19 protein-coding genes and 1 pseudogene are annotated in these 19,540 nt (G+C 72.7%); 10 read left to right on the top strand and 10 right to left on the bottom strand.

Going from position 1 to position 19,540, the window contains the following annotated elements:
- Window positions 1–5: 5 nt before the first annotated feature.
- The 3 genes from ACIPSE_RS22265 (at window position 6) to pssA (ending at window position 2,885) form a co-directional block, all read left to right on the top strand.
- Window positions 6–1,220 (top strand): acyl-CoA dehydrogenase family protein, encoded by a 1,215-nt coding sequence (locus ACIPSE_RS22265; RefSeq protein WP_401664879.1) that lies wholly within the window; start codon window positions 6–8, stop codon window positions 1,218–1,220.
- Between the two features lie 170 nt (window positions 1,221–1,390).
- Window positions 1,391–2,047 carry a phosphatidylserine decarboxylase gene (locus tag ACIPSE_RS22260; RefSeq protein ID WP_401665055.1) on the top strand — a complete coding sequence of 219 codons (657 nt, stop codon included), beginning with the start codon at window positions 1,391–1,393 and terminating at the stop codon, window positions 2,045–2,047.
- A 22-nt stretch (window positions 2,048–2,069) separates the two neighbouring features.
- A complete protein-coding gene (gene pssA, locus ACIPSE_RS22255; protein ID WP_401665053.1) occupies window positions 2,070–2,885 on the top strand; it encodes a CDP-diacylglycerol--serine O-phosphatidyltransferase in 816 nt (271 codons plus the stop codon).
- A 69-nt stretch (window positions 2,886–2,954) separates the two neighbouring features.
- Here the strand turns inward: pssA and ACIPSE_RS22250 are convergent, their stop codons facing one another.
- Genes ACIPSE_RS22250 through ACIPSE_RS22230 form a run of 5 tightly spaced genes read right to left on the bottom strand, consistent with a single transcriptional unit; the run spans window position 2,955 to window position 7,761 of the window.
- Window positions 2,955–4,220, bottom strand: a complete 1,266-nt coding sequence (locus ACIPSE_RS22250; RefSeq protein WP_401664877.1) for an ABC transporter substrate-binding protein — start codon at window positions 4,218–4,220, stop codon at window positions 2,955–2,957.
- On the bottom strand, window positions 4,217–5,299 hold the full coding sequence (locus ACIPSE_RS22245) for a branched-chain amino acid ABC transporter permease (RefSeq protein ID WP_401664876.1): 1,083 nt from the start codon (window positions 5,297–5,299) through the stop codon (window positions 4,217–4,219). The genes ACIPSE_RS22250 and ACIPSE_RS22245 overlap by 4 nt, the downstream gene beginning before the upstream one ends.
- Window positions 5,292–6,182 (bottom strand): branched-chain amino acid ABC transporter permease, encoded by an 891-nt coding sequence (locus tag ACIPSE_RS22240; RefSeq protein WP_401664875.1) that lies wholly within the window; start codon window positions 6,180–6,182, stop codon window positions 5,292–5,294. Before ACIPSE_RS22240 ends, ACIPSE_RS22245 begins: the two co-directional genes overlap by 8 nt.
- The gene (locus tag ACIPSE_RS22235) at window positions 6,179–6,970 is read right to left on the bottom strand and encodes an ABC transporter ATP-binding protein (RefSeq protein ID WP_401664874.1); all 792 of its coding nucleotides are present in this window, start codon (window positions 6,968–6,970) and stop codon (window positions 6,179–6,181) included. The genes ACIPSE_RS22240 and ACIPSE_RS22235 overlap by 4 nt, the downstream gene beginning before the upstream one ends.
- Window positions 6,967–7,761, bottom strand: coding sequence for an ABC transporter ATP-binding protein (locus tag ACIPSE_RS22230; protein ID WP_401664872.1), 795 nt, complete (start codon window positions 7,759–7,761; stop codon window positions 6,967–6,969). The genes ACIPSE_RS22235 and ACIPSE_RS22230 overlap by 4 nt, the downstream gene beginning before the upstream one ends.
- A gap of 180 nt (window positions 7,762–7,941) precedes the next feature.
- Between ACIPSE_RS22230 and ACIPSE_RS22225 the strand changes: the two genes are divergently transcribed.
- Window positions 7,942–9,138: a PucR family transcriptional regulator gene (locus ACIPSE_RS22225; protein ID WP_401664871.1), complete on the top strand. Its 1,197-nt coding sequence runs from the start codon at window positions 7,942–7,944 to the stop codon at window positions 9,136–9,138.
- A gap of 299 nt (window positions 9,139–9,437) precedes the next feature.
- On the opposite strand, the gene ACIPSE_RS22220 is transcribed toward ACIPSE_RS22225, so the two are convergent.
- Window positions 9,438–10,556 (bottom strand): glycerate kinase, encoded by a 1,119-nt coding sequence (locus ACIPSE_RS22220; protein WP_401665052.1) that lies wholly within the window; start codon window positions 10,554–10,556, stop codon window positions 9,438–9,440.
- Window positions 10,557–10,788: 232 nt separating this feature from the next.
- Between ACIPSE_RS22220 and ACIPSE_RS22215 the strand changes: the two are divergent.
- The 5 genes and pseudogenes from ACIPSE_RS22215 to ACIPSE_RS22195 form a co-directional block, all read left to right on the top strand.
- Window positions 10,789–11,143 (top strand): annotated as a pseudogene (locus ACIPSE_RS22215) (hypothetical protein); the annotation flags it as partial.
- Window positions 11,140–11,634, top strand: coding sequence for an NUDIX domain-containing protein (locus tag ACIPSE_RS22210; RefSeq protein WP_401664869.1), 495 nt, complete (start codon window positions 11,140–11,142; stop codon window positions 11,632–11,634). The pseudogene ACIPSE_RS22215 and the gene ACIPSE_RS22210, both read left to right, overlap by 4 nt.
- A 297-nt stretch (window positions 11,635–11,931) precedes the next feature.
- Window positions 11,932–13,281: a S8 family peptidase gene (locus ACIPSE_RS22205; protein WP_401664868.1), complete on the top strand. Its 1,350-nt coding sequence runs from the start codon at window positions 11,932–11,934 to the stop codon at window positions 13,279–13,281.
- Between the two features lie 7 nt (window positions 13,282–13,288).
- The gene (locus tag ACIPSE_RS22200; RefSeq protein ID WP_401664867.1) at window positions 13,289–13,585 is read left to right on the top strand and encodes a hypothetical protein; all 297 of its coding nucleotides are present in this window, start codon (window positions 13,289–13,291) and stop codon (window positions 13,583–13,585) included.
- 71 nt (window positions 13,586–13,656) lie between these two features.
- On the top strand, window positions 13,657–14,394 hold the full coding sequence (locus tag ACIPSE_RS22195) for an SIR2 family NAD-dependent protein deacylase (RefSeq protein ID WP_401664866.1): 738 nt from the start codon (window positions 13,657–13,659) through the stop codon (window positions 14,392–14,394).
- Window positions 14,395–14,400: 6 nt separating this feature from the next.
- Here ACIPSE_RS22195 and ACIPSE_RS22190 read toward each other — a convergent pair whose 3' ends face one another.
- The 3 genes from ACIPSE_RS22190 to ACIPSE_RS22180 form a co-directional block, all read right to left on the bottom strand.
- Window positions 14,401–14,895: a methylated-DNA--[protein]-cysteine S-methyltransferase gene (locus tag ACIPSE_RS22190; protein WP_401664865.1), complete on the bottom strand. Its 495-nt coding sequence runs from the start codon at window positions 14,893–14,895 to the stop codon at window positions 14,401–14,403.
- Between the two features lie 9 nt (window positions 14,896–14,904).
- Window positions 14,905–16,407, bottom strand: coding sequence for an AlkA N-terminal domain-containing protein (locus ACIPSE_RS22185; RefSeq protein ID WP_401664864.1), 1,503 nt, complete (start codon window positions 16,405–16,407; stop codon window positions 14,905–14,907).
- 79 nt (window positions 16,408–16,486) lie between these two features.
- Window positions 16,487–18,148: a SpoIIE family protein phosphatase gene (locus ACIPSE_RS22180; protein WP_401664862.1), complete on the bottom strand. Its 1,662-nt coding sequence runs from the start codon at window positions 18,146–18,148 to the stop codon at window positions 16,487–16,489.
- A gap of 318 nt (window positions 18,149–18,466) precedes the next feature.
- Here ACIPSE_RS22180 and ACIPSE_RS22175 point away from each other — a divergent pair, with 318 nt between their 5' ends.
- On the top strand, window positions 18,467–19,030 hold the full coding sequence (locus tag ACIPSE_RS22175) for a hypothetical protein (RefSeq protein WP_401664860.1): 564 nt from the start codon (window positions 18,467–18,469) through the stop codon (window positions 19,028–19,030).
- Here the strand turns inward: ACIPSE_RS22175 and ACIPSE_RS22170 are convergent, their stop codons facing one another.
- Window positions 19,031–19,540, bottom strand: a complete 510-nt coding sequence (locus ACIPSE_RS22170) for an O-acetyl-ADP-ribose deacetylase (protein WP_401664859.1) — start codon at window positions 19,538–19,540, stop codon at window positions 19,031–19,033. It abuts the gene before it with no gap.

Genomic DNA, 19,540 nt, shown 5'->3' with positions numbered 1-19,540 from the left:
GCCCGATGGCACGCCTCGCCCAGACCGCCGGTCTGACCGACATCCAGCAGGAAATCCTCTCCACCGTCCGCGACTTCGTGGACAAGGAGATCATCCCGGTCGCCACCGAGCTGGAGCACCGCGACGAGTACCCGCAGCAGATCGTCGACGGCCTCAAGGAGTTGGGCCTGTTCGGGCTCATGATCCCGGAGGAGTACGGCGGTCTGGGCGAGTCGCTCCTGACGTACGCGCTGTGCGTGGAGGAGATCGCCCGCGGGTGGATGTCGGTGTCCGGCATCATCAACACCCACTTCATCGTGGCCTACATGCTCAAGCAGCACGGCACGCGGGAGCAGAAGGAGCACTTCCTGCCGCGGATGGCGGCGGGTGACGTCCGGGGCGCGTTCTCCATGTCGGAGCCGGGCCTGGGTTCCGATGTGTCGGCCATCACGTCCAAGGCGGTCAAGGACGGTGACGAGTACGTCCTGAACGGTCAGAAGATGTGGCTGACGAACGGCGGGACGTCAAGTCTGGTCGCCGTTCTCGTCCGAAGTGACGAAGGACACTCCCCCGAGGAGGCGGCCGCCAAGCCGCACAAGTCGATGACGACCTTCCTGGTGGAGAAGGAGCCCGGTTTCGGTGAGGTCCGCCCCGGCCTCACCATCCCCGGGAAGATCGACAAGATGGGCTACAAGGGCGTCGACACCACCGAACTGATCATGGACGGCCTGCGCATTCCGGCCGATCGCGTGCTCGGCGGCGTCACGGGCCGAGGTTTTTACCAAATGATGGACGGCGTCGAGGTGGGCCGCGTCAATGTGGCGGCGCGTGGCTGCGGTGTCGCTCAGCGTGCTTTCGAACTCGGCGTCCGGTACGCCCAGCAGCGTCACACTTTCGGCAAGGCGATCGCCCAGCACCAGGCCATCCAGTTCAAGCTGGCCGAGATGGCTACCAAGGTCGAGGCCGCGCATGCGATGATGGTCAACGCTGCACGCAAAAAGGACTCCGGTGAGCGAAACGACCTCGAAGCAGGGATGGCGAAGTACCTCGCCTCCGAATACTGCAAGGAAGTCGTGGAGGACGCCTTCCGGATCCACGGCGGCTACGGCTTCTCCAAGGAGTACGAGATCGAGCGGCTCTACCGGGAGGCTCCGATGCTGCTGATCGGCGAAGGTACCGCCGAGATCCAGAAAATGATCATCGGTCGCAGGCTGCTCGAAGAGTATCGATTCCAGGGCTGATTGTCCGGATACGGGGTGTTTTCTTGGAGAAGAAGGTCACACCCCGTCAACCCTCTTCGGCCGCCGACTCGGCTTCCTGGCTTGCCCAGTTGTGGCCCGTGACCGGTACGATCCCGGAAAGCCGCCGTCCCCCGAACGAAGCGCGGCATCATCCGCTACGAAGGTCATCCATGCCCCACAGCCAAACCTCTGCACCTCGCGACAGCCGGGCCGGCGTACGCCTCGCGCGCGGAGCATCGCCGTGGCTCTTCCCGACCGTCGCCACCGCAGCCCTGAGCCTCGTCAAGGCACGCCGCTCCGGCGTCGCCAAGGCGGTGGCCGTGCCCGCCACCGCGCTCGCGGCGGGCATGCTGTGGTTCTTCCGCGACCCCGAGCGCGAGATCGCCCAGGGCCTGGTCATCTCGCCCGCCGACGGTGTGGTGCAGAGCATCATGCCGTGGAAGGACGGCCGCACCCGCGTCGCGATCTTCATGAGCCCGCTCAACGTCCACGTCAACCGCGCGCCGCTCTCCGGCACGGTGACCTCGGTCGAGCACATCCCCGGTGGGTTCGTTCCGGCGTTCAACAAGGAGAGCGAGAACAACGAGCGCGTAGTCTGGCATTTCGACACCGAACTCGGTGACATCGAGATGATCCAGATCGCCGGTGCGGTGGCCCGCCGCATCGTGCCGTACATCCCGCAGGGCACGAAGGTCGAGCAGGGTGACCGCATCGGTCTGATCCGCTTCGGCTCGCGCGTCGACATCTACCTGCCCGAGGGCGTGGAGGTCGGCGTCGAGGTCGGGCAGAAGACCGTGGCGGGGGTGACTCGCATTGACCGTGATTGATCCTGAGACACAGGCGGGCTGGGTGCCCGAGGCCGACGAGGTCGACGAAGAGGAGGAGATGCCTCTTTCTCTCCGTCTGTCGATAGCGGACACCCTCACCCTCGGCAACGCCACGTGCGGCTTCATGGCGGTGTACTTCACCACCACCGGCATCCTGATCCCGCACCTCACCGGCAGCCAGGAATCCGGCATGGCCCGCCACAGCGCGGCCACCGCCGTCATCCTGATGCTCTGCGCGGCGGTCTTCGACCTGTTCGACGGCCTGGTGGCCCGCAAGCTCCGCTCCTCGCCCATGGGCGCGGAGCTGGACAACCTGTCGGACCTGATCAGCTTCGGTCTGGCGCCCGCGTACTTCGTCCTCGTCTACGGCATGGTCGCCGACGACGCGCACCAGCGGGTGGCGGCGGTGGGGGCGATCGTGGTGCTCCTGGCCGTCGTGCTGCGCCTCGCGCGCTTCTCGTGCGTGACGGTCCCGAACGGCATGTTCCAGGGCATGCCCTCGCCGTTCGGCGCGCTGACGGTCGTCTCGATCGTGCTCCTGGAGCTGCCCTTCGTGGCGACGCTCCTGGCGATCCTGGGCACCGCCTGGCTGATGGTGAGCCGGGTCGAGTACCCGAAGCCGCGGGGCCGCCTCGCGGTCGCGATGCTCTCCTGGATCGTCGTCTCCATGGGTCTGCTCGCCGCCTGGGCCTTCGACGCCCCGAGCGGCCAGCTGCTCCTGCAGACCGGCTGCGCGCTCCAGCTCGTCATGGGCGCGGTCATCCCGCTGTTCGCCACGGCCCGCCGGGTGAACAACTTCCGCGACAACCGTCGCGAGGCACGGGCTCAGCTCCCGTAGCCGTCGCCGTCGCCGTACCAACCGCCGAGGGCCCGAACCGGACATCCGGTTCGGGCCCTCGGCGGTTTCTCAGGCCTGCGGGGTGTAGCCCTCGGCCGCCTCGGAGGCGGCGGCCTCCTGGACGACCGTCATGCCGCCCGTGGCGCTCTTGTCGGGCTGGAGGATCACGCTCTGCCGGGAGGAGGCGGACGCCGGGTCGCTGAAGTCCTGGTCGACGCCGAAGCCGTTGTCGTAGGAGGCGAGCGTCAGCAGGGCCTTGTCGACGCCCTCACGGGTCAGGTCCTTGCTCGCGCAGGCCTTCTTCAGCGCCTCGCCGAACACGGACGCGGCGGTCCAGCCCGCGACGATGCCGTTGTCGAGGGCGTCCTTCGGGTACGCCTTCCGGTAGTCGGCGACGAGCTTCTTCGCCTCCGGGGTGTCCGCGCCGATGGGCAGCGACGGCGAGGCCACCCAGTAGTTCTTCTCCAGGGCCGGGCCCGCCTGGGTGGCGAGCAGCTGGGGCGCGAACGCGGAGTTGTTGCCGATGACCGGCACGTCGAAGCCGGCCGCGGCGGCGACCCCCACCAGCGACGCCGCCTGGCGCGGGCCCGCGCTCAGCACGATCGCCTTGACCCCGGCCTTCTTGAGCGCGGTGACCTGGGCGGTCATGTCGTTGTCGGTGGGCTTGATCTTCTGCTCGACGACGGTCAGGCCCGCCTCCTTCGCCGCGTACTTGGAGCCGACCAGGGCGCTCTCGCCGTAGTCGCCCTCGAAGTACACGTGCCCGATCTTGTCGCCCTTGGCGATGCCCTTCTCCTTGATCAGGAAGTCGACGGCGTTGATCGTCTCCAGGTCGTACGTCGATCCGATGACCCGGATGTACGGGCTGCCCAGCAGCGCCGAGGACCACGCCTGCGGCAGCACCAGGGCCTTGTCCTGGCCGTCGATACGCTGCTTGACGGCGGCGACGAACGGCGAGCCGATGAACTGGGCGAAGCCCAGCACCTTCGGTTCGAGCTCCGTGTAGCCGGAGACGGCCTTCTGCGGGTCGTAGCCGTGGTCCCGGACGGTCAGGGCCACCTTGTAGCCGCAGACGCCTCCGGCGGCGTTCAGCTGCTTCACATAGAGCTGCTGGGCCTGGGTGACGCTCTTGCCGAGGGTGGCGTAGACCCCGGTCATGTCGGTGAGGACGCCGAGGTTGATCGTCTTGCCGGAGATGCCCTCACCGGTCTTGACGCCTCCCGCGGCGGCCTTGTCGCCGTCCTCCGAGTCCTTGGCCTTGGAACTGCATCCGGCCAGCACCAGCAGAGCGGCAAGCGCTCCCGCCGTGGCCCTGGCGACGTACGTCGTGTTCATCGGTCCTCCCCTGAGTGGGTTCTGGTACGACGCCGGGCGGCCACGTGGACCAGGCCGCCGGGCAGGAACAGCACCACCAGCACGACGGCGGCCCCGTACAGGTACCGGGACGCCTCGCCCGGGGCGATGCCGCCCGTGCCGGGGTCCGAGACGAGGGGCAGCGCGTCGCTGTAGCGGGTCAGCAGTTGCGGCAGCAGTGAGACGAACACGGCCCCGGCGACCGCGCCCGAGACCGATCCGAGCCCGCCGATGACGATCATGGCGAGGTATTCGAGGGACAGGGTGATGCCGAAGTAGTCGGGCACCGTCCGCTGGAAGACCAGCGCGAGCAGCACGCCCGCGAGGCCCGCGTACATCGACGACAGCACGAACACGGCGGCCCGCTGCCTGGCCACCGGGACCCCGATCACGCCGGCGGCGATGCGGTGGTCGCGGATCGCGTTCATGGCGCGTCCGGGACGCCCGCGCAGGACGCCCCGCGCGAACAGCGCGCCCGCGAGCAGGGCGGCGAGTCCGGCGTACCAGAGCTTCTCCGCCGAGCCGAACGGGACGGCGGCGACGAGGAGTTCACGGTCGTCGAAGGTGAGCCCGAACAGGTTCAGGGGCGGGACGTCACGGCCGTTGGCGCCACCGGTCAGGTCATGGGCGTTGAACATCACGTGCTGGCCGATGAAGACGAGGGCGAGCGTGGCGATGCCGAGGTAGGCGCCGCTGAGGCGGCCGGAGATGGGACTGAACAGGCCGCCCGCCACGCCGGCGACGAGGACCGCGAGGACGGCCGCGAGCCAGGTCGGCAGGCCGAGCCCGGTGAGTCCGTCGTCGCCGTCGGCGGCGAACACGCAGTAGGCGTAGGCGCCGACGGCGAGGAAGAAGGCGTGGCCCATGGACAGTTGGCCGGTCGCCCCGGTGAGGAGGTTGATGCCGATCGCGCCGATCGCGGCGGCCATCGCGAACAGGCCCGCCTGGAGCCAGAACCGGTCCAGGTAGAACGGCAGGGCGAGCAGAACGACCGTCGCGGCCGTCCACGCGCTGGTGCGGGTGCGCAGCAGGCGCAGGGGTCTCGCCAGGGTCTCAGACACGGGCGAGCTCCTTCGTGCCGAACAGCCCGGCGGGCCGGATGAGCAGGATCGCCACCATCACGAGATAGGGGGCGAGGTCTCCGAGCCCTCGGCCGAGGAAGGTGAGGTCGCTCTGGTAGCCGGTGGCGAGGGACTCGGTGATCCCGACCAGGAGGCCGCCCACCAGGGCGCCGGTCGTGGAGTCGAGGCCGCCGAGGATGGCCGCCGGGAACGCCTTCAGCGCGGCGAGCGAGGTGGCCCGTTCCAGGCCGGGGGTCGGGAAGACGGTGAGGAACAGGGCGGCCACGGCGGCCAGTCCGCCCGCCACGGCCCAGGCGCCCAGTGACACCCGGCCCAGGCGGACGCCCATCAGCGCGGCCGTCTCCGAGCTCTCCGCCGCGGCCCGCATCGCCACGCCCCAGGAGGTGAAGCGGAAGGCCAGCAGGAAGACGGTGATGAGCAGCGCCGCCGTCACGAACGCGGCGATCCTGGTGTGGGCGAGGGAGATCGCGCCGATCCGCAGCACGTCGTCGCCCCAGGGGTCGCCGAGCGCGAGGACGTCCGTGCCGATCCGGCGGGTCAGTTCGGTGGTGAGGAGGATGTCGACGCCGATGGTGACGATGGCGAGGACACTGTGGTCGGAGCCCCGGTAGCGGCGCATCACCAGGAACTCCACGGCCGCCCCGACCAGCGCGGCGCCCGCGATCCCGACGAGCAGCGCGGGCCAGAAGCCGAGGTCCTCGTGGAGGGACGCGGTGACGTACCCGCCGGCCAGCAGCAGGGACGCGTGGGCGAAGTTGACGACCTCGGTGGCCCGGAAGATCACCACGAAGCCGAGCGCGATCAGCGCGTACACCGACCCCAACGAGACGCCGTTCAGCAGGATTTCGGCGAAGGTGCTCATGAACCCGCCCCCAGGTAGGCCCGGACGACGGCCGGGTCGTTCTGTACGTCGGCCGGGGCGCCGTCGGCGATCCGGCGCCCGAAGTCGAGTACGGTCACCGCGTCCGCGAGCCGCATCACCACCCCCATGTCGTGTTCCACCAGGACGATCGAGATGCCGAGGCCGTCGCGGACCCCTGCGATCACGGCGGCGGTGCGCCGCCGTTCGTCGGCCGTCATGCCCGCCACCGGCTCGTCCAGGAGCAGCAGGCGCGGCTCCATGCACAGGGCGCGGGCGAGTTCGGCGAGTTTCTGCCGCCCGTAGGGCAGGGAGCCCGCCGGGTGGCCGAGACAGTCCGCGATGCCGACGAACTCGGCTATCTCGCGCACGCGTTCACGGTGCCGGCGCTCCTCGCGGGCCGCGGACGGCAGCCGGAGTCCGGCCGCCAGGAAGCCGGTCCGGGTCAGCCGGTGGCGGCCGAGGAGCAGGCTGTCCTCGACGGTGGCGCGGGGCGGCAGCGCGAGGTTCTGGAAGATGCGGGCGACGCCGAGCGCGGCGATGCGGTGCGGGGGCATGCCGACGAGTTCGTGTGCGCCGAAGCGGACGCTGCCGGCGGTGGCCCGGTAGACCCCGGACAGGACGTTGAAGCAGGTCGATTTTCCCGCCCCGTTGGGGCCGATGAGGGCGTGCACGGTGCCGGGGCGGACGGTGAAGCCGACGTCGTCGAGGGCGGTGAGCCCGGCGAACCGGACGGTCAGCCCGCGCACTTCGAGCGCTTCCTGCGTCTGCGGTGCGTCCACGGTCGTCATCCCTCCCATCTCGTGAGGGTCCGCGTGGTGCGCTGGGCCGCGTCGGCGGCGGCGTCCTCGTCGACCACGCCCAGGTAGCGGCGGCGGACCTCGTCGGAGGCGGCGAGTTCCGCGGCCGGGCCGGAGAGGGTGACCTCGCCGACCTCGAGGACGTACGCGTGGGTCGCCAGGCGCAGGGCGAGCGCGGCGTTCTGCTCGACGAGCAGGACCGAGGTGCCCTGGGTGTTGATCTGGCGGATGGTGTCGGCGATCCGCTCGGCCATGAGCGGGGCCAGGCCGAGGGAGGGTTCGTCGAGGAGGAGGACCTTCGGCGCGGCCATCAGGGCGCGGGCGACGGCGAGCATCTGCTGTTCGCCGCCGGAGAGCAGCCCGGCGCGCTGCCGGGCGCGTTCGGCGAGGACGGGGAACAGCTGGTGGACCCGGGCCAGTGCCCCGGTCCGGTCCGCGCGGTCCCCGCCGAGGGCGCCCGCGCGCAGGTTGTCGGCGACGGTCATCCGGGCGAACACCTGCCGTCCTTCGGGGACTTGGGACACCCCGGCGGCGACCACCCGGTCCGGCGCGAGCCGGTCGAGGCGGCGGTCGTCCAGTCGGATCTCGCCCTCGGCGACGGTGCCGCCGTGGAAGGACAGGGTGCGGCTGATCGCCCGCAGCAGGGTGGACTTGCCCGCGCCGTTGGCGCCGAGCACCGTCACCACGGCCCCCTCCGGCACCTGGAGGGACACCCCGCGCAGCGCTCGTACGGGCCCGTAGCCGACGGACAGATCTCGTACGACTAGTCCGGCTCCACCCATGGACTTCCCCTCTGTCACCGGCGACGTGACGCTCACCCCAGCACCGGCGGAGGCGTCCGTCCACGGCCCGCGGCGGAATCGCTGCGGGTGCCCAGCGGGACGGGCCGGACGTTGTGCGTGAGCACAACGTCGCGTGTCAGGGGCCTGTGCGCGGCCCGGCCGGGGTGGCATCCTCCGGCCATGGGAGCTCGACGGCCGCCGACCGGTCATGACTGGAAGCTGCTCGCGGAGTCCTGCACGACTCTGCTGGAACGGGTGCCGGAGCTGGTCGACGAGCACCTAGGACAACTGTTCGACCACTCCCCCGTCTACGCGCGGGTGCTGCCCTACGACCAGCAGTGGCGGGAGGCGGAGGAGGCGATACGGATCGGCATCGAGACGATCTCGGCGCCCCGGGACTCGCCGCGCCGCGACCTGGAGTGCGCCGAGGACGCGGGCCGGCGCCGGGCCCGGCAGGGGCTGCCGCTGGACCTGCTGGTGCACGCGTACCGCAACGCGGGCTATCTCGTGTGGGACGCGCTCGTGGCGGGCACCGCCGGACAGAAACCGGACCGGCTCGCGGCGCTGATGCGGTCGGCGACGATGGTGTGGTCGGCGGTGGACGCGCAGGCCCAGGCGGCGTCGGAGGCGTACCGGGCGACGGAGGCGGAGCTGCGCCGCCGTACCGACGAGCAGTTGCAGGCGCTCCTGGACGCGCTGCTGGAGGGCAAGGCGACCCCGGGGCTCGCGGCACGGGCCGCCGCGGGGCTCGACCTGCCGGAGCACGGGCCGTACGCGGTCGTGGTGTTACGGGCCGAGCGGCGGGAGGCGGCCGAGCGTCCGCTGCGCGGGGCCGGGTTCCGGTTCATCTGGCGGATGCGGGCCGACGGCGAGATCGGGGTGGTGGCCCTCTCCCCCGGCCAGGGGCTCGACGGGGTGGCGCGGGCGCTGGACGGGCGCTGCTCGGGCCCCGGTGGGATCAGCCCGGTGGTGCCGGGCCTGGCCGAGCTGGGCCAGGCCCGGCGGCTCGCGGAACTGGCGCTGCGCACCTGCCCGCCGGACGCCGCGTCCGTCGTGCGCCTGGACCAGCGGATGCCGACGGCGCTCGTGGTGAGCCAGCCGGAGCTGGCCGACCGGCTGGTGTCGGACGTCCTGGGCCCGCTGCTGGAGCTGGAACCGGCCGACCGGGCCGTCCTCCTGGAGACCCTCGACGTCTGGCTGACCTGCGAGGGCTCGGCGGGCCGGGCCGCCGCGCGCCTGTACTGCCACCGCAACACGGTCTTCAACCGCCTGCGCCGCCTGGAACAGCTCACCTCACGCTCACTGGCCCGCCCCCGGGACCTGATCGAGATGACACTGGCCCTGGACGCCTACCGCCTGTCGGGCAACCGCAGATGAACACGGCGCCGGGCGGCCACGGGACCTGGCGCGAGGCCGTCGCGACCGGTCTCGGGACGACTGACGGCTCGGCCCGGATCCACTGAGCTCGGGCCAGCCGGAATCGGCTCGACGCGAACGTCTCGGCTCAGCCCGGCTGAATTCAGCTCGACCCGCCGGACTCTGCACAGCCGGCTCGGGACGGCTCGGGACGGGACGGCTCGGCTCGGGACGGCTCGGCTCGGGACGGCTCGGGCGAGCCGGGATCTGCCCGCTCAGCGCCGCCCGATCCCGTCCACCCCGGCCCCGCAGGCATCCGGTCAGTTCAGGAAGTCGCGGCCGATCTGTTCCGCCACTCGTTCCAGGATCGGGCCCGCCTCCGCGATGCACTTCGCGATGTCGGGTTCGGCCTCGGTGAGGGGGTAGGCGCGGCGGATGCCGGCGCGGCCGAGGGCCTCGGGGCGCAGGGCGAGGCGGCCACAGACGGCGACGACCTCCTTGTCGGCGGCGCGGGCCGCGGCGGCGACACCGGCGGGGGCCTTGCCGTGCAGGGTCTGCTCGTCGAGGGAGCCCTCGCCGGTGATGACCAGGGTGGCCCGGTCGAGGGCGGGGGCGAAGCCCAGTACGTCCAGCATGACCTCGATGCCGGCGCGGAAGCGGGCGCCGATCAGCAGGGCGCCGTAGCCGATGCCGCCGGCGGCGCCCGCGCCGGGCGAGGCCGCGAACGCGTCGGCCCGCGGACCGACGGTGTCGGCGAGCACGCGCGCGTAGTGCGCGAGGGCCTCGTCCAGGGCCTCGACGTCGTCCGGTGAGGCGCCCTTCTGGGGGCCGTAGACGGCGGGGGCGCCCTTGGGGCCGGTGAGCGGGTTGTCGACGTCGCTGGCGAGGACGAGTTCCACGTCGGCGAGGCGCGGGTCGAGGCCGGACAGGTCGGCCGTGGCGAGCTCGGCGAGGCCGCCGCCGCCCGGGGCGACCGGTTCGCCGTCCTTGTCGAGGAAGCGGGCGCCGAGCGCGGTGAGCATGCCCGCGCCGCCGTCGGTGGTGGCGCTGCCGCCGACGCCGAAGACGATCGTGCGGGCGCCCGCGTCGAGCGCGGCCCGCAGCAGCTCGCCGGAGCCGTAGGTGGAGGAGGTGAGCGGGGCGAAGACGCCCTTGGGCAGCCGCTGGAGCCCGCTGGCCTCGGCCATCTCGACCACGGCGGTGTCGCCGCGCAGCGCGAAGGCCGCCGTCACCTCCTGACCGAGCGGTCCGGCGACCCGGGCCTCGTGCCGGGTGAACCCGGCTGCGACGGCCGCGTCGACGGTGCCGTCACCGCCGTCGGCCACCGGCAGCGCCTCGACCTGGAGGTCGGGCACGACCCGGCGCAGCCCGGCCGTCACACGCTCGGCGACCTCGACGGCCGTCAGTGATCCCTTGAACTTGTCCGCGGCGATGAGCACCTTCTGAGCACTCTTGCCTGCAGCGTCAGCCACTTGCTGTCCCCTTGCTCTCCAGGCCCGACGCATGTCAGGGCCAGTCGCGCCGCTGTGACCATAACCGGAGCCCGCCCTCCCCGTCATGCCCTGCCCGGAGCTTGAGAAGCCGCTGGGTCCCCGCTGTGCCGGTGGCCGGAATCGGGTGGACCGGGCGTATGCCCCCTGTGGACGACGACGTGGACCACGCCGTCCTCGGCTGCGGCTGCCGTACCTCCGGACGTACACCGCCGAGCGGCCCGTCCACCGCAGTCTCGTGAACGGGCTGAAGCCGCCGCTGACAGCGACGTACGAGAACCCCTGCCAGGAGTGGATCGGGGCGCTGATCCGGGCCGAACGGGGTGTACGGGGCGATGTGGGCGGCGGCGCTGGTCTCGGCGGCGTTCACGGCCGGCACCGAGCGCGAGGCGCTGGACCGGGCGCTGACGGCGATCCCGGCGCGGTGGAAGGACCCGCTGGAGGGCACGATGCGCAGCGCGGTGTCCGGGTTCGACGGGGTGCGGATCAGTGAACTCGCCGAGCGGCCGGTGCGGCTGGTTACCCTTCCTGAATGACCGCTGCTCAGGACTTCGCCACGTACATCGCCGGGCTCCCCCGCATCCTCTCCGGCTCCGCCGCTCTCTTCCGTGACGCCGAGGGCCGGGTGCTGCTCGTCGAGCCCAACTACCGTGAGGGCTGGGCGCTTCCGGGCGGCACCATCGAGTCCGACGACGGGGAGACGCCCCGGCAGGGCGCCCGCCGCGAGACCCTGGAGGAGATCGGCCTCGACCGTGAACTGGGCCCGCTGCTCGCGGTGGACTGGGTCTACCGCGCGGGCTGGCCGCCGCTGGTGGCGTACCTCTACGACGGCGGAGTGCTGGGCGCTGAGGACTTCGAGGCGATCCGGCTCCAGGAGGAGGAGCTGCTGTCGTGGAAGCTGGTGCCGCGCGAGGAATTGGCGGGATATCTGCTGGGCTCCCTGGGTCACCGGGTTCTCGCCGCGCTGGACGTTCTCGACGAGGGCACCGGAACGGCTGAACTGGAGAACGGCCGACGGGTTTCCTGAACACCCGCGAGGACTGGGGGAATTCAGGGCTCCCCGAATTCTCCGAACTCCCAGAATTCTCCGAACTCCCCGAATTACCAGAATCTCCAGAATTCCCCGGACTTTCTCCAGAACCGCCCCCACCTGCGGCGACATCGGCCGACACCCCTGTGAAAGCTACGCCCTTGCGCGTACGGACCCCCTACACCCACCCCAATAGCGTGCGTCTCCTCTCGCCGTGTCCGCAGCCGCCGGCGACGGGCCGAGGCGCACGCGCCGGGTTCCATGACAGGGGGAATCATGCGGGTACTCGTTCAGATGCGACCAGAACGCGACATCGTCCAGGCGGTCGTCGATCCTTCCGTCTCCACCCCGCCGGCCGGTGACGTCGCCGGCGCGCTCCCCGGCGTCGTCCTGGACACCTCCTTCGAGCCGGTGCCCGTGCCGCAGCCGGTCCCGAGGTACTCCGACGGCGACCCCCTCTCGCTCGACCAGCCGCTCACGTTCTCGCTGGCCCCGGACGACGCCAGTGTGCTGGTGCGCGGCGAGATCGAGGACCGGGACGCCGCGAGCCGGCTCGCCTTGCTCGCCGGGAGGCGCCCCGACATCGTCGGGATCTCCTCCGACCCCCAGGTCGGGACGATGCCCACGTGCGGCGGCGACGCCCCGGTGGGCGACTGGCACGACGTCCAGCGGGCCGTCACGGACGCGCTGGCCGGTGACGGGCTCGACGGGTCCGGGGTGCCGCTCGCGATCGTCGACACCGGCATCAACGTCGCGCACCTCACGCAGGCCCTCGGCTCGGCCGTCACGGTCGACGCCACGCGCAGCTGGAAGCCGCCGGACGTGAACGGCACCTTCGGCCAGTTCGCCGTGCACCACGGCACGATGTGCGCCTTCGACTCGCTGATCGTCGCCCGCAAGGTCTCCCTCCTCGACATCCCGGTGCTGCTCTCCCAGCGGCCCGGCGCGACGGTGATGGAGGGCGTGCTGTCCGACGCGATCTCCGCCTACGCGCATCTGTGGTCGCTCCTGGAGCAGATGCCGCGCGAGCGGCGCAGGCTCGTCGTCAGCAACAGCTGGGGCTCGTTCAAACCGAGCTGGGACTTCCCGCCGGGGCATCCCGGCAACTACTCCGACAACAAGGCGCACCCCTTCAACCTGATCCTGGCCGCCCTGGAGCAGTCGGGCGCGGACATCGTGTTCGCCGCGGGCAACTGCGGCACGGAGTGTCCCGACGGCCGCTGCGGCTTCCCGAGCCGTCCCGTCAACGGGGCGAACTCGCACCCCAAGGCGCTGTCCGTGGCCGGGGTGGACACCCGCGACGCCCGGGTCGGCTACTCCTCCCAGGGGCCCGGCCGGCTCACCGAGCGCAAGCCCGACATCGCGACGTACACGCACTTCAGCGGCTCCAGGGCGTTCGGCCCGGCCAGCCCCGACTCCGGTACGTCGGCGGCCTGTCCGGTGGCCGCGGGGGTCGTCGCGGCGATTCGCACCAGACTGTCGGCCCGGGACCTCTCCCCGTCCCTGATGCGGACGCTCCTGCGCCGGACCGCGCACGACTCGGGCGGACGGGGCTACGACTTCGACTACGGGTACGGCATCATCAACACGCCCTCGATCGTCGAGGCGTTGCGCCGCCTGGGCAAGACCGACGCGAAGCTGTAGGAGACCCATGGCTCCCCAGAGCCCCACCGTCCTCGTCACCGTGACCCTGCCGCCGGGGGCGACGCTGGACGACGCCGTGCGCCGTCTGGGCCTCGCGGACGACGAGGTCGACACGGCGTACGGCCTGGTGCCCGTCGACCCGGCCCACGGTACGTACGCGCTCCTGGTGACCGAGGCCGCCGGGGCGCGCGTCCAGGGCGCCCCGGGCGCGCGGGGCGCCTACCGGGGGCCCTACGAGAACCCGAGGATCGAACCGTTCGGCCCGGTGCAGGAGGCGGACGACAAGGACGACAAGGACGGTTAGGGCCTGCCCGGGGGCGGCGAACGCGCGAATATCCGCTGGTCCGGCGCGGTCCGCCGCCCTACGCTCGCCCCATGGCCAAGCCCCTTGTCGCGCTCCTCACCGGGGCGGGCGTCTCCACCGATTCCGGCATTCCCGACTACCGCGGTCCCCACGGCCTGTGGCGTGCGGAACCCGACGCCGAGAAGCTCGTCACGTACACGTACTACATGGGCGATCCGGAGATCCGGCGCCGTTCGTGGCGGATGCGGCAGGCGCTCCAGGAGCTGGGGGCCGGGCCGAACGCCGCGCATCTCGCCGTGGCGGAGCTGGAGCGGGCCGGGGTGCCGGTGCGGGTGATCACACAGAACGTGGACGGGCTGCACCAGCTCGCCGGGCTGCCCGCCCGCAAGGTGCTCGAACTCCACGGCACCGCGCGGGAGGTGGTCTGTACGCGGTGCCACGCGCGCGGGCCGATGGAGGACGCCCTGGCGCGGGTGGCGGCCGGGGAGGACGACCCGGCGTGCCGGACGTGCGGGGGCATCCTGAAGTCCGCGACCGTGATGTTCGGCGAGCGGCTCGACCCGGTCGTCCTCGGCGACGCGGTGGCCGTCACCAAGGCCTGCCAGGTCTTCGTGGCCGTCGGCAGCAGCCTCCAGGTCCATCCGGCCGCCGGGCTCGTCGACGTCGCCACCGGTCACGGCGCCCGCCTGGTCATCGTCAACGCCGAGCCCACGCCGTACGACGAGGCCGCCGACGAGGTGATCCGCGAGCCCATCGGGACGGCGCTGCCGAAGCTGCTGCGCCGGCTCCGGGAGGAGGACGCCGGGTAGCCCCGGTCAGAACAGCGCCGTGCCGCGTTCGAAGTCGAGGAGGCGGCGCTTGCGGTCCAGGCCGCCGCCGTAGCCGGTGAGGCTGCCGTCGGAGCCGACGACGCGGTGGCAGGGGACGATGATGCCGATCGGGTTCTTGCCGTTGGCGAGGCCTACCGCGCGGGAGGCGCCGGGACTGCCGAGGGCTTCGGCGAGTTCGCCGTAGGAGCGGGTCTCGCCGTAGGGAATGCGGAGCAGCCGGCGCCAGACGCTGCGCTGGAACTCGGTTCCCTGGAGGTCGAGTTCGAGGGTGAACTCCGTCAGCTCACCTGCGAAATAGGCCTTCAGCTGGTGGTCGGCCTCGGGGAAGGGGCCGTCGTCGTCGCGGTCGCCGAAGGTCTCCTCGGGTGGGCGGTGGCGCTGGTCCGTCATGTAGAGGCTGCTCAGGGTGCCGTCGGTCGCGACGAGGGTCAGCGGGCCGTACGGGCTGTCGACCACGGTGTGGGTCTTGCGCGGGTTCATGGAACGTCCTTATGCGGGAAGGAAGTTGATCGGGTGGCTGTCGGTCGCCCACAGATACTGCACGGCGTACGCCCGCCAGGGCCGCCAGGCCGCCGCGCGGGCGGTGAGCGCGGCCGGCGTGGACGGCAGGCCCAACTCCCTTGCGGCCTTGCGGACTCCGAGGTCGGTGGGGAGGAACGCGTCGGGGTCGCCGAGGGCGCGCATGGCGATGACGTCGACGGTCCAGGGGCCGAAGCCGGGCAGGGCGAGCAGCCGGGCGCGGGCCTGCGGCCAGTCGCTCTCCACGCCCAGCCGCAGTTCCCCGTCGGCGAGTCGGGTGACGAGCGTGGTGAGGGTCGCGCGGCGGGTACGGGGCATCGCGAGGGTGTCCGGGTCGACGGCGGCCAGCGCCTCCGGGGACGGGAAGAGGTGGGTGAGTCCGCCCTCGGGGTCGTCCACCGGGTCGCCGTGCGCCCGGACCAGCCGGGCCGCGTGGGTGCGGGCCGCGGCCGTGGAGACCTGCTGGCCGAGGACGGCCCGGACGGCGAACTCCGCCTCGTCGACCGTGCGCGGCACCCGCCGCCCGGGGGCCTTGTCGACGAGGGGCGCGAGCACCGGGTCCGTGCGCAACTGGTCGTCGACGGCGACCGGGTCGGCGTCGAGGTCGAGCAGCCGACGGCACCGGCTGATGGCGACGGTCAGGTCCCGCGGGTCGCCGAGGGTGAGCCGGCAGGCGATGTGGTCGGGGCGCGGGGTGAGGGCGACGATGCCGTGGCCGTACGGGAGGCGCAGGGTGCGCCGGTAGGCGCCGTCGCGCCACTCCTCCACGCCGGGTACGGCGGTGGCGGCGAGGTGGCCGAAGAGGTTGTCGGGGTTGAGGGGGGTGCGGAACGGCAGCCGGAGGGTGATCGCCCCCGGGGTGCCCGCCGCGGGTCCGCCGCCGGCCCCGAGCGAACCGCGCGGGGCCTTGGCGCGCAGTTCGCTCGGGGACAGCGCGAAGACCTCGCGGACCGTGTCGTTGAAGGTGCGGATGGAGGAGAACCCGGCGGCGAAGGCGATCTCCGCCATGGGCAGCGGGGTCGTCTCGATCAGCAGCCGTGCCGTCTGGGCTCGTTGGGCCCGGGCCAGGGCGAGCGGTCCGGCGCCGAGTTCGGCGAGGAGCTGGCGTTCGACCTGCCGGGTGCTGTAGCCGAGCCGGGCGGCGAGGCCGGGCACGCCCTCGCGGTCGACGACGCCGTCGGCGACGAGCCGCATCGCGCGGGCGACGAGGTCGGCGCGCTGGTTCCACTCCGGGGAGCCGGGGCTGGTGTCGGGCCGGCAGCGCTTGCAGGCCCGGAACCCGGCCTGCTGGCAGGCGGCGGCGCTCGGGTAGAACGTCATGTTCCGGGGCTTGGGCGGGACGACGGGGCAACTGGGGCGGCAGTAGATGCGGGTCGTCAGGACGGCGGTGAAGAACCAGCCGTCGAAGCGGGCGTCCTTCGACCGGACGGCGCGCACGCAGCGCTCGGTGTCGGTGTGCATCCCCATCTGCATGCGTCCAGCATGCGGCAGCCCCGGGGGCTCGGCTGGCGGGAATCCGACATGGACGTGCCGCTCGCCGCGCCGGTCCGGATCACCTGGTGCGCGGCCGGGCGGCCAGGAGGGCGATGTCGTCGTGGGTGGCGCCGGCCGCGGCGTGGGCGAGGACGCCGTCGAGGATCTCGTCGAGGGTGCCGCCGGGCGGCAGTCTGAGGGAGGTCAGCCGGCGCAGGGAGACGTCGATGTCCTCGCCCCGGCGTTCGACGAGGCCGTCGGTGTAGAGCAGCAGGGTGGCGCCGGGCAGGCCGGGGCGGGTGACGGTCTCGTAGGCGCCCAGTCCGGTGCCCAGCGGCGGGCCCACGGTCAGCGGGACCAGTTCGACGACGCCGTCCGGGAGGACCTTCAGGGGCGGCAGGTGCCCGGCGTTGGCGTAGCTCATCGTGCCCGCCTCGGGGTCGCCGAGGGCGAGCAGGCAGGTGGCGACGCGGTCGAAGCCGGAGCCGGCGATCATGCGGTCGGCCTGGGCGAGCAGCTCGTGCAGGGGCGGCCCGGAGGAGGCGAGGGCACGCAGCATGGACCGGTAGTGGCTCATGGCTACGGCGGCCTCGACGCCATGGCCCATGACGTCGCCGATGACGAGGAGGTTGCGGCCCTGCGGGAGGGCGAGGGAGTCGTACCAGTCGCCGCCGACGACGGTGCTGTCGTCGGCGGGGAGGTAGCGGGAGGCGGTCTCCAGGTCGGGGTGCGGGAGGGTCGGTTCGCTGAGCAGGGCCCGCTGGAGCTCCAGGGCCATGGTGTGCTCGCGGTCGTAGCGGCGGGCGCGTTCCATGGCGCGGGAGGCGCGGTCGGCGAGTTCCTGGGCGACGGAGGCGTCCTCGGCGGTGAACGGCGGGGACGTCCCGGTGCGGAGCATGCCGAGCACGCCGACGGTGCGGGAGTCGGTGGTCAGGGGCACGAGCAGGGCGGAGTGGACGCCGGCGGCGCGGTAGAGGGCGTGCCGTTCGGTGAGCGGCGCGCCGGGGGGTGCCGTGGCCTCGCGGGAGGCCGACGTCAGCCGGGGGCGTCCGCTGTCCAGGCAGCGGCGGACCGGGGAGTCGGGGACGTGGTCGCTGACGGTGTGCCGGGTGACCCAGTCACCGAGACCGGCGGCGACGGCCGGCCGGGCGCTTCCGGCGGCGCGGCGCAGCCGGGTGACGCCCGGGGGTGTGGGCCGGGCCGGATCGTTGTCGACCACCAGTTCGACGGCGGCGGCGTCGGAGAGGTCGCGGGTGACGAACTCGACGAGTTCCCGGCAGGTGGTCTCCAGGTCCAGCGTCGTCCCGATCCGCAGGGTCGCCTCGTGGACCATCGCCATCCGGCCGTGCGCCCGTTCCAGCTCGCTCAGGTAACGGCGCCGCTCGGTGACCTCGACGCCGATGCCCGCGAGCCCGATGATCGTGCCGCGCTCGTCGGCGAGCCGGTGGTAGGTGCTCTGCCATTCCCGCTGCCGGCCGCGGATGCGGGCGGAGACGAGCAGGTCGCGCGGTCTGCCGTCGCGCAGAACCGCCCGCAGGACCTCGTCGGGCCGCTCGACGCCGGGGACGATCTCGGCGAGGGTGCGCCCGAGGTGCGCCTCGGCGGGCAGGCCGGTGACACGGGCCATGTGGGGGTTGACGTACAGATGGCGCAGCCGGGTGTCGAGCACGGCGACGACGGCGGCGCCGCCCTCCAGGACGTCCCGCAGCAGGCCCCAGGGCAACGGCGGGGCTGGCCCCACAGGCACCTCCCGCGCTCGGACCGGATTCCCATGATCCGGTGGAAGCGCGGCACGTGCACCTCACACGGGCCGCGCCCACACCCGTCCTACGACGGGCCCGCGATCGCCCGGCGAGGGTGACACACCCTGACGGACCAACGGCCGCCTCTCGCCGCGCGGGGCGGGGCGGTGGGGGAACGTCCTGGTCAGGGTCGGCGGGGAGGGGCGAGAGGGCGGGCGCCGGGCCCGGAACCGGTTGCGGGGCGCCGGGGCGCTTCCCACCGTGGGCGGCAGGGGCCGCGGTTTCGTGCGGCCTCTGGCGCTTCGAAAGGAAACACCATGCGCGCCCTTGTCTCCCGCGGCCTCATAGTGCCGTCCCTGGTCTGTGCCGCCCTGCTCCTCGGGCCGGTCGGCACCGCAGCCGCCGTCGGTGACGCGGGCGCCCAGGCGCCCGGAGTCCGTGCCGCCGAGGCCGCCGCGCGGGCCGTCGCCGGGGCGGACACGCTGCTCGACTCCCTCCGCGACGAGACGCACGCCGGCCGGCTCGACCCGGCCGCCGCCTCCGCGTACGCCGGGGAGGTGAGGGCCTGGGAGGCGGCCGTCGAGGAGCGGCTGCGCTCCTCGGACACGGACCGCGCGGCGGCGCCGGGCGCGGCCGACCCGGTCGCCGATCTGCTCGCCACGGTCCAGTCGGCCGTCCAGGATCTGCTCGCCTCGCTGACCTCGCTGGATCTCGGCGGGGTGCTCGGCGCGGTGACCGATCTGCTCGGTTCCGTGACCGGCGCGGTGACCGACCTGCTGGGCAGCGGGCTGCCGGACCTGCCCGCGGTGCCCTCGCTCCCGGAGGCGCCGTCCGTGCCCGCGCTGCCCTCGCTGCCCTCGCTGCCCGTCCCGACGGGCTGATCAGCCGATCCGCGCGGCGAACACGTCGTACGCCCGCTGGTCGAAGAGCACGAACCTGACCTCCTCGACGGAGGTCCGCGCGGCCCGCACCGTCTCCAGGGCGATGCGGGCCGCGTCGTCCATGGGCCAGCGGTAAACGCCCGTCGAGATCGCCGGGAAGGCGACCGTGCGGGCGCCGAGTCCGTCGGCGGCCTTCAGGGACTCCCGGTAGCAGGAGGCGAGGAGGCCGGAGCGGTCCTCGCTCGCGCTGAAGACGGGGCCCACGGTGTGGACGACCCAGCGGGCGTCGAGCCGTCCCGCCGTGGTGACGACCGCCTGTCCCGTCGGCAGCCCGCCGCCGAGATGGGCGGCGCGCAGCCGCCGGCACTCCTCCAGGATCTCCGGGCCGCCGCGCCGGTGGATCGCTCCGTCCACTCCTCCGCCGCCGAGCAGCGAGGAGTTGGCCGCGTTGACGATCGCGTCGGCGCTCTCGCGGGTGATGTCCCCGAGGACGAGGGTGATGGTGGTCAT

The sequence above is a fragment of the Streptomyces sp. NPDC090106 genome (assembly GCF_044747265.1).
Lineage (GTDB): Bacteria > Actinomycetota > Actinomycetes > Streptomycetales > Streptomycetaceae > Streptomyces.
Note: the sequence above shows the minus strand (reverse complement) of the source record. Positions and strands in the feature narration are given on the sequence as shown.

What these genes read in the sequence shown, in the direction of transcription:
- ACIPSE_RS22265 (WP_401664879.1), top strand. Translation starts at nt 6, where the DNA reads ATGGCACGCCTCGCCCAGACCGCCGGTCTGACCGACATCCAGCAGGAA.
- ACIPSE_RS22260 (WP_401665055.1), top strand. Translation starts at nt 1,391, where the DNA reads ATGCCCCACAGCCAAACCTCTGCACCTCGCGACAGCCGGGCCGGCGTA.
- ACIPSE_RS22250 (WP_401664877.1), bottom strand. Translation starts at nt 4,220, where the DNA reads ATGAACACGACGTACGTCGCCAGGGCCACGGCGGGAGCGCTTGCCGCT.
- ACIPSE_RS22240 (WP_401664875.1), bottom strand. Translation starts at nt 6,182, where the DNA reads ATGAGCACCTTCGCCGAAATCCTGCTGAACGGCGTCTCGTTGGGGTCG.
- ACIPSE_RS22235 (WP_401664874.1), bottom strand. Translation starts at nt 6,970, where the DNA reads ATGACGACCGTGGACGCACCGCAGACGCAGGAAGCGCTCGAAGTGCGC.
- ACIPSE_RS22230 (WP_401664872.1), bottom strand. Translation starts at nt 7,761, where the DNA reads ATGGGTGGAGCCGGACTAGTCGTACGAGATCTGTCCGTCGGCTACGGG.
- ACIPSE_RS22225 (WP_401664871.1), top strand. Translation starts at nt 7,942, where the DNA reads ATGGGAGCTCGACGGCCGCCGACCGGTCATGACTGGAAGCTGCTCGCG.
- ACIPSE_RS22210 (WP_401664869.1), top strand. Translation starts at nt 11,140, where the DNA reads ATGACCGCTGCTCAGGACTTCGCCACGTACATCGCCGGGCTCCCCCGC.
- ACIPSE_RS22205 (WP_401664868.1), top strand. Translation starts at nt 11,932, where the DNA reads ATGCGACCAGAACGCGACATCGTCCAGGCGGTCGTCGATCCTTCCGTC.
- ACIPSE_RS22200 (WP_401664867.1), top strand. Translation starts at nt 13,289, where the DNA reads ATGGCTCCCCAGAGCCCCACCGTCCTCGTCACCGTGACCCTGCCGCCG.
- ACIPSE_RS22195 (WP_401664866.1), top strand. Translation starts at nt 13,657, where the DNA reads ATGGCCAAGCCCCTTGTCGCGCTCCTCACCGGGGCGGGCGTCTCCACC.
- ACIPSE_RS22190 (WP_401664865.1), bottom strand. Translation starts at nt 14,895, where the DNA reads ATGAACCCGCGCAAGACCCACACCGTGGTCGACAGCCCGTACGGCCCG.
- ACIPSE_RS22185 (WP_401664864.1), bottom strand. Translation starts at nt 16,407, where the DNA reads ATGCAGATGGGGATGCACACCGACACCGAGCGCTGCGTGCGCGCCGTC.
- ACIPSE_RS22175 (WP_401664860.1), top strand. Translation starts at nt 18,467, where the DNA reads ATGCGCGCCCTTGTCTCCCGCGGCCTCATAGTGCCGTCCCTGGTCTGT.
- ACIPSE_RS22170 (WP_401664859.1), bottom strand. Translation starts at nt 19,540, where the DNA reads ATGACCACCATCACCCTCGTCCTCGGGGACATCACCCGCGAGAGCGCC.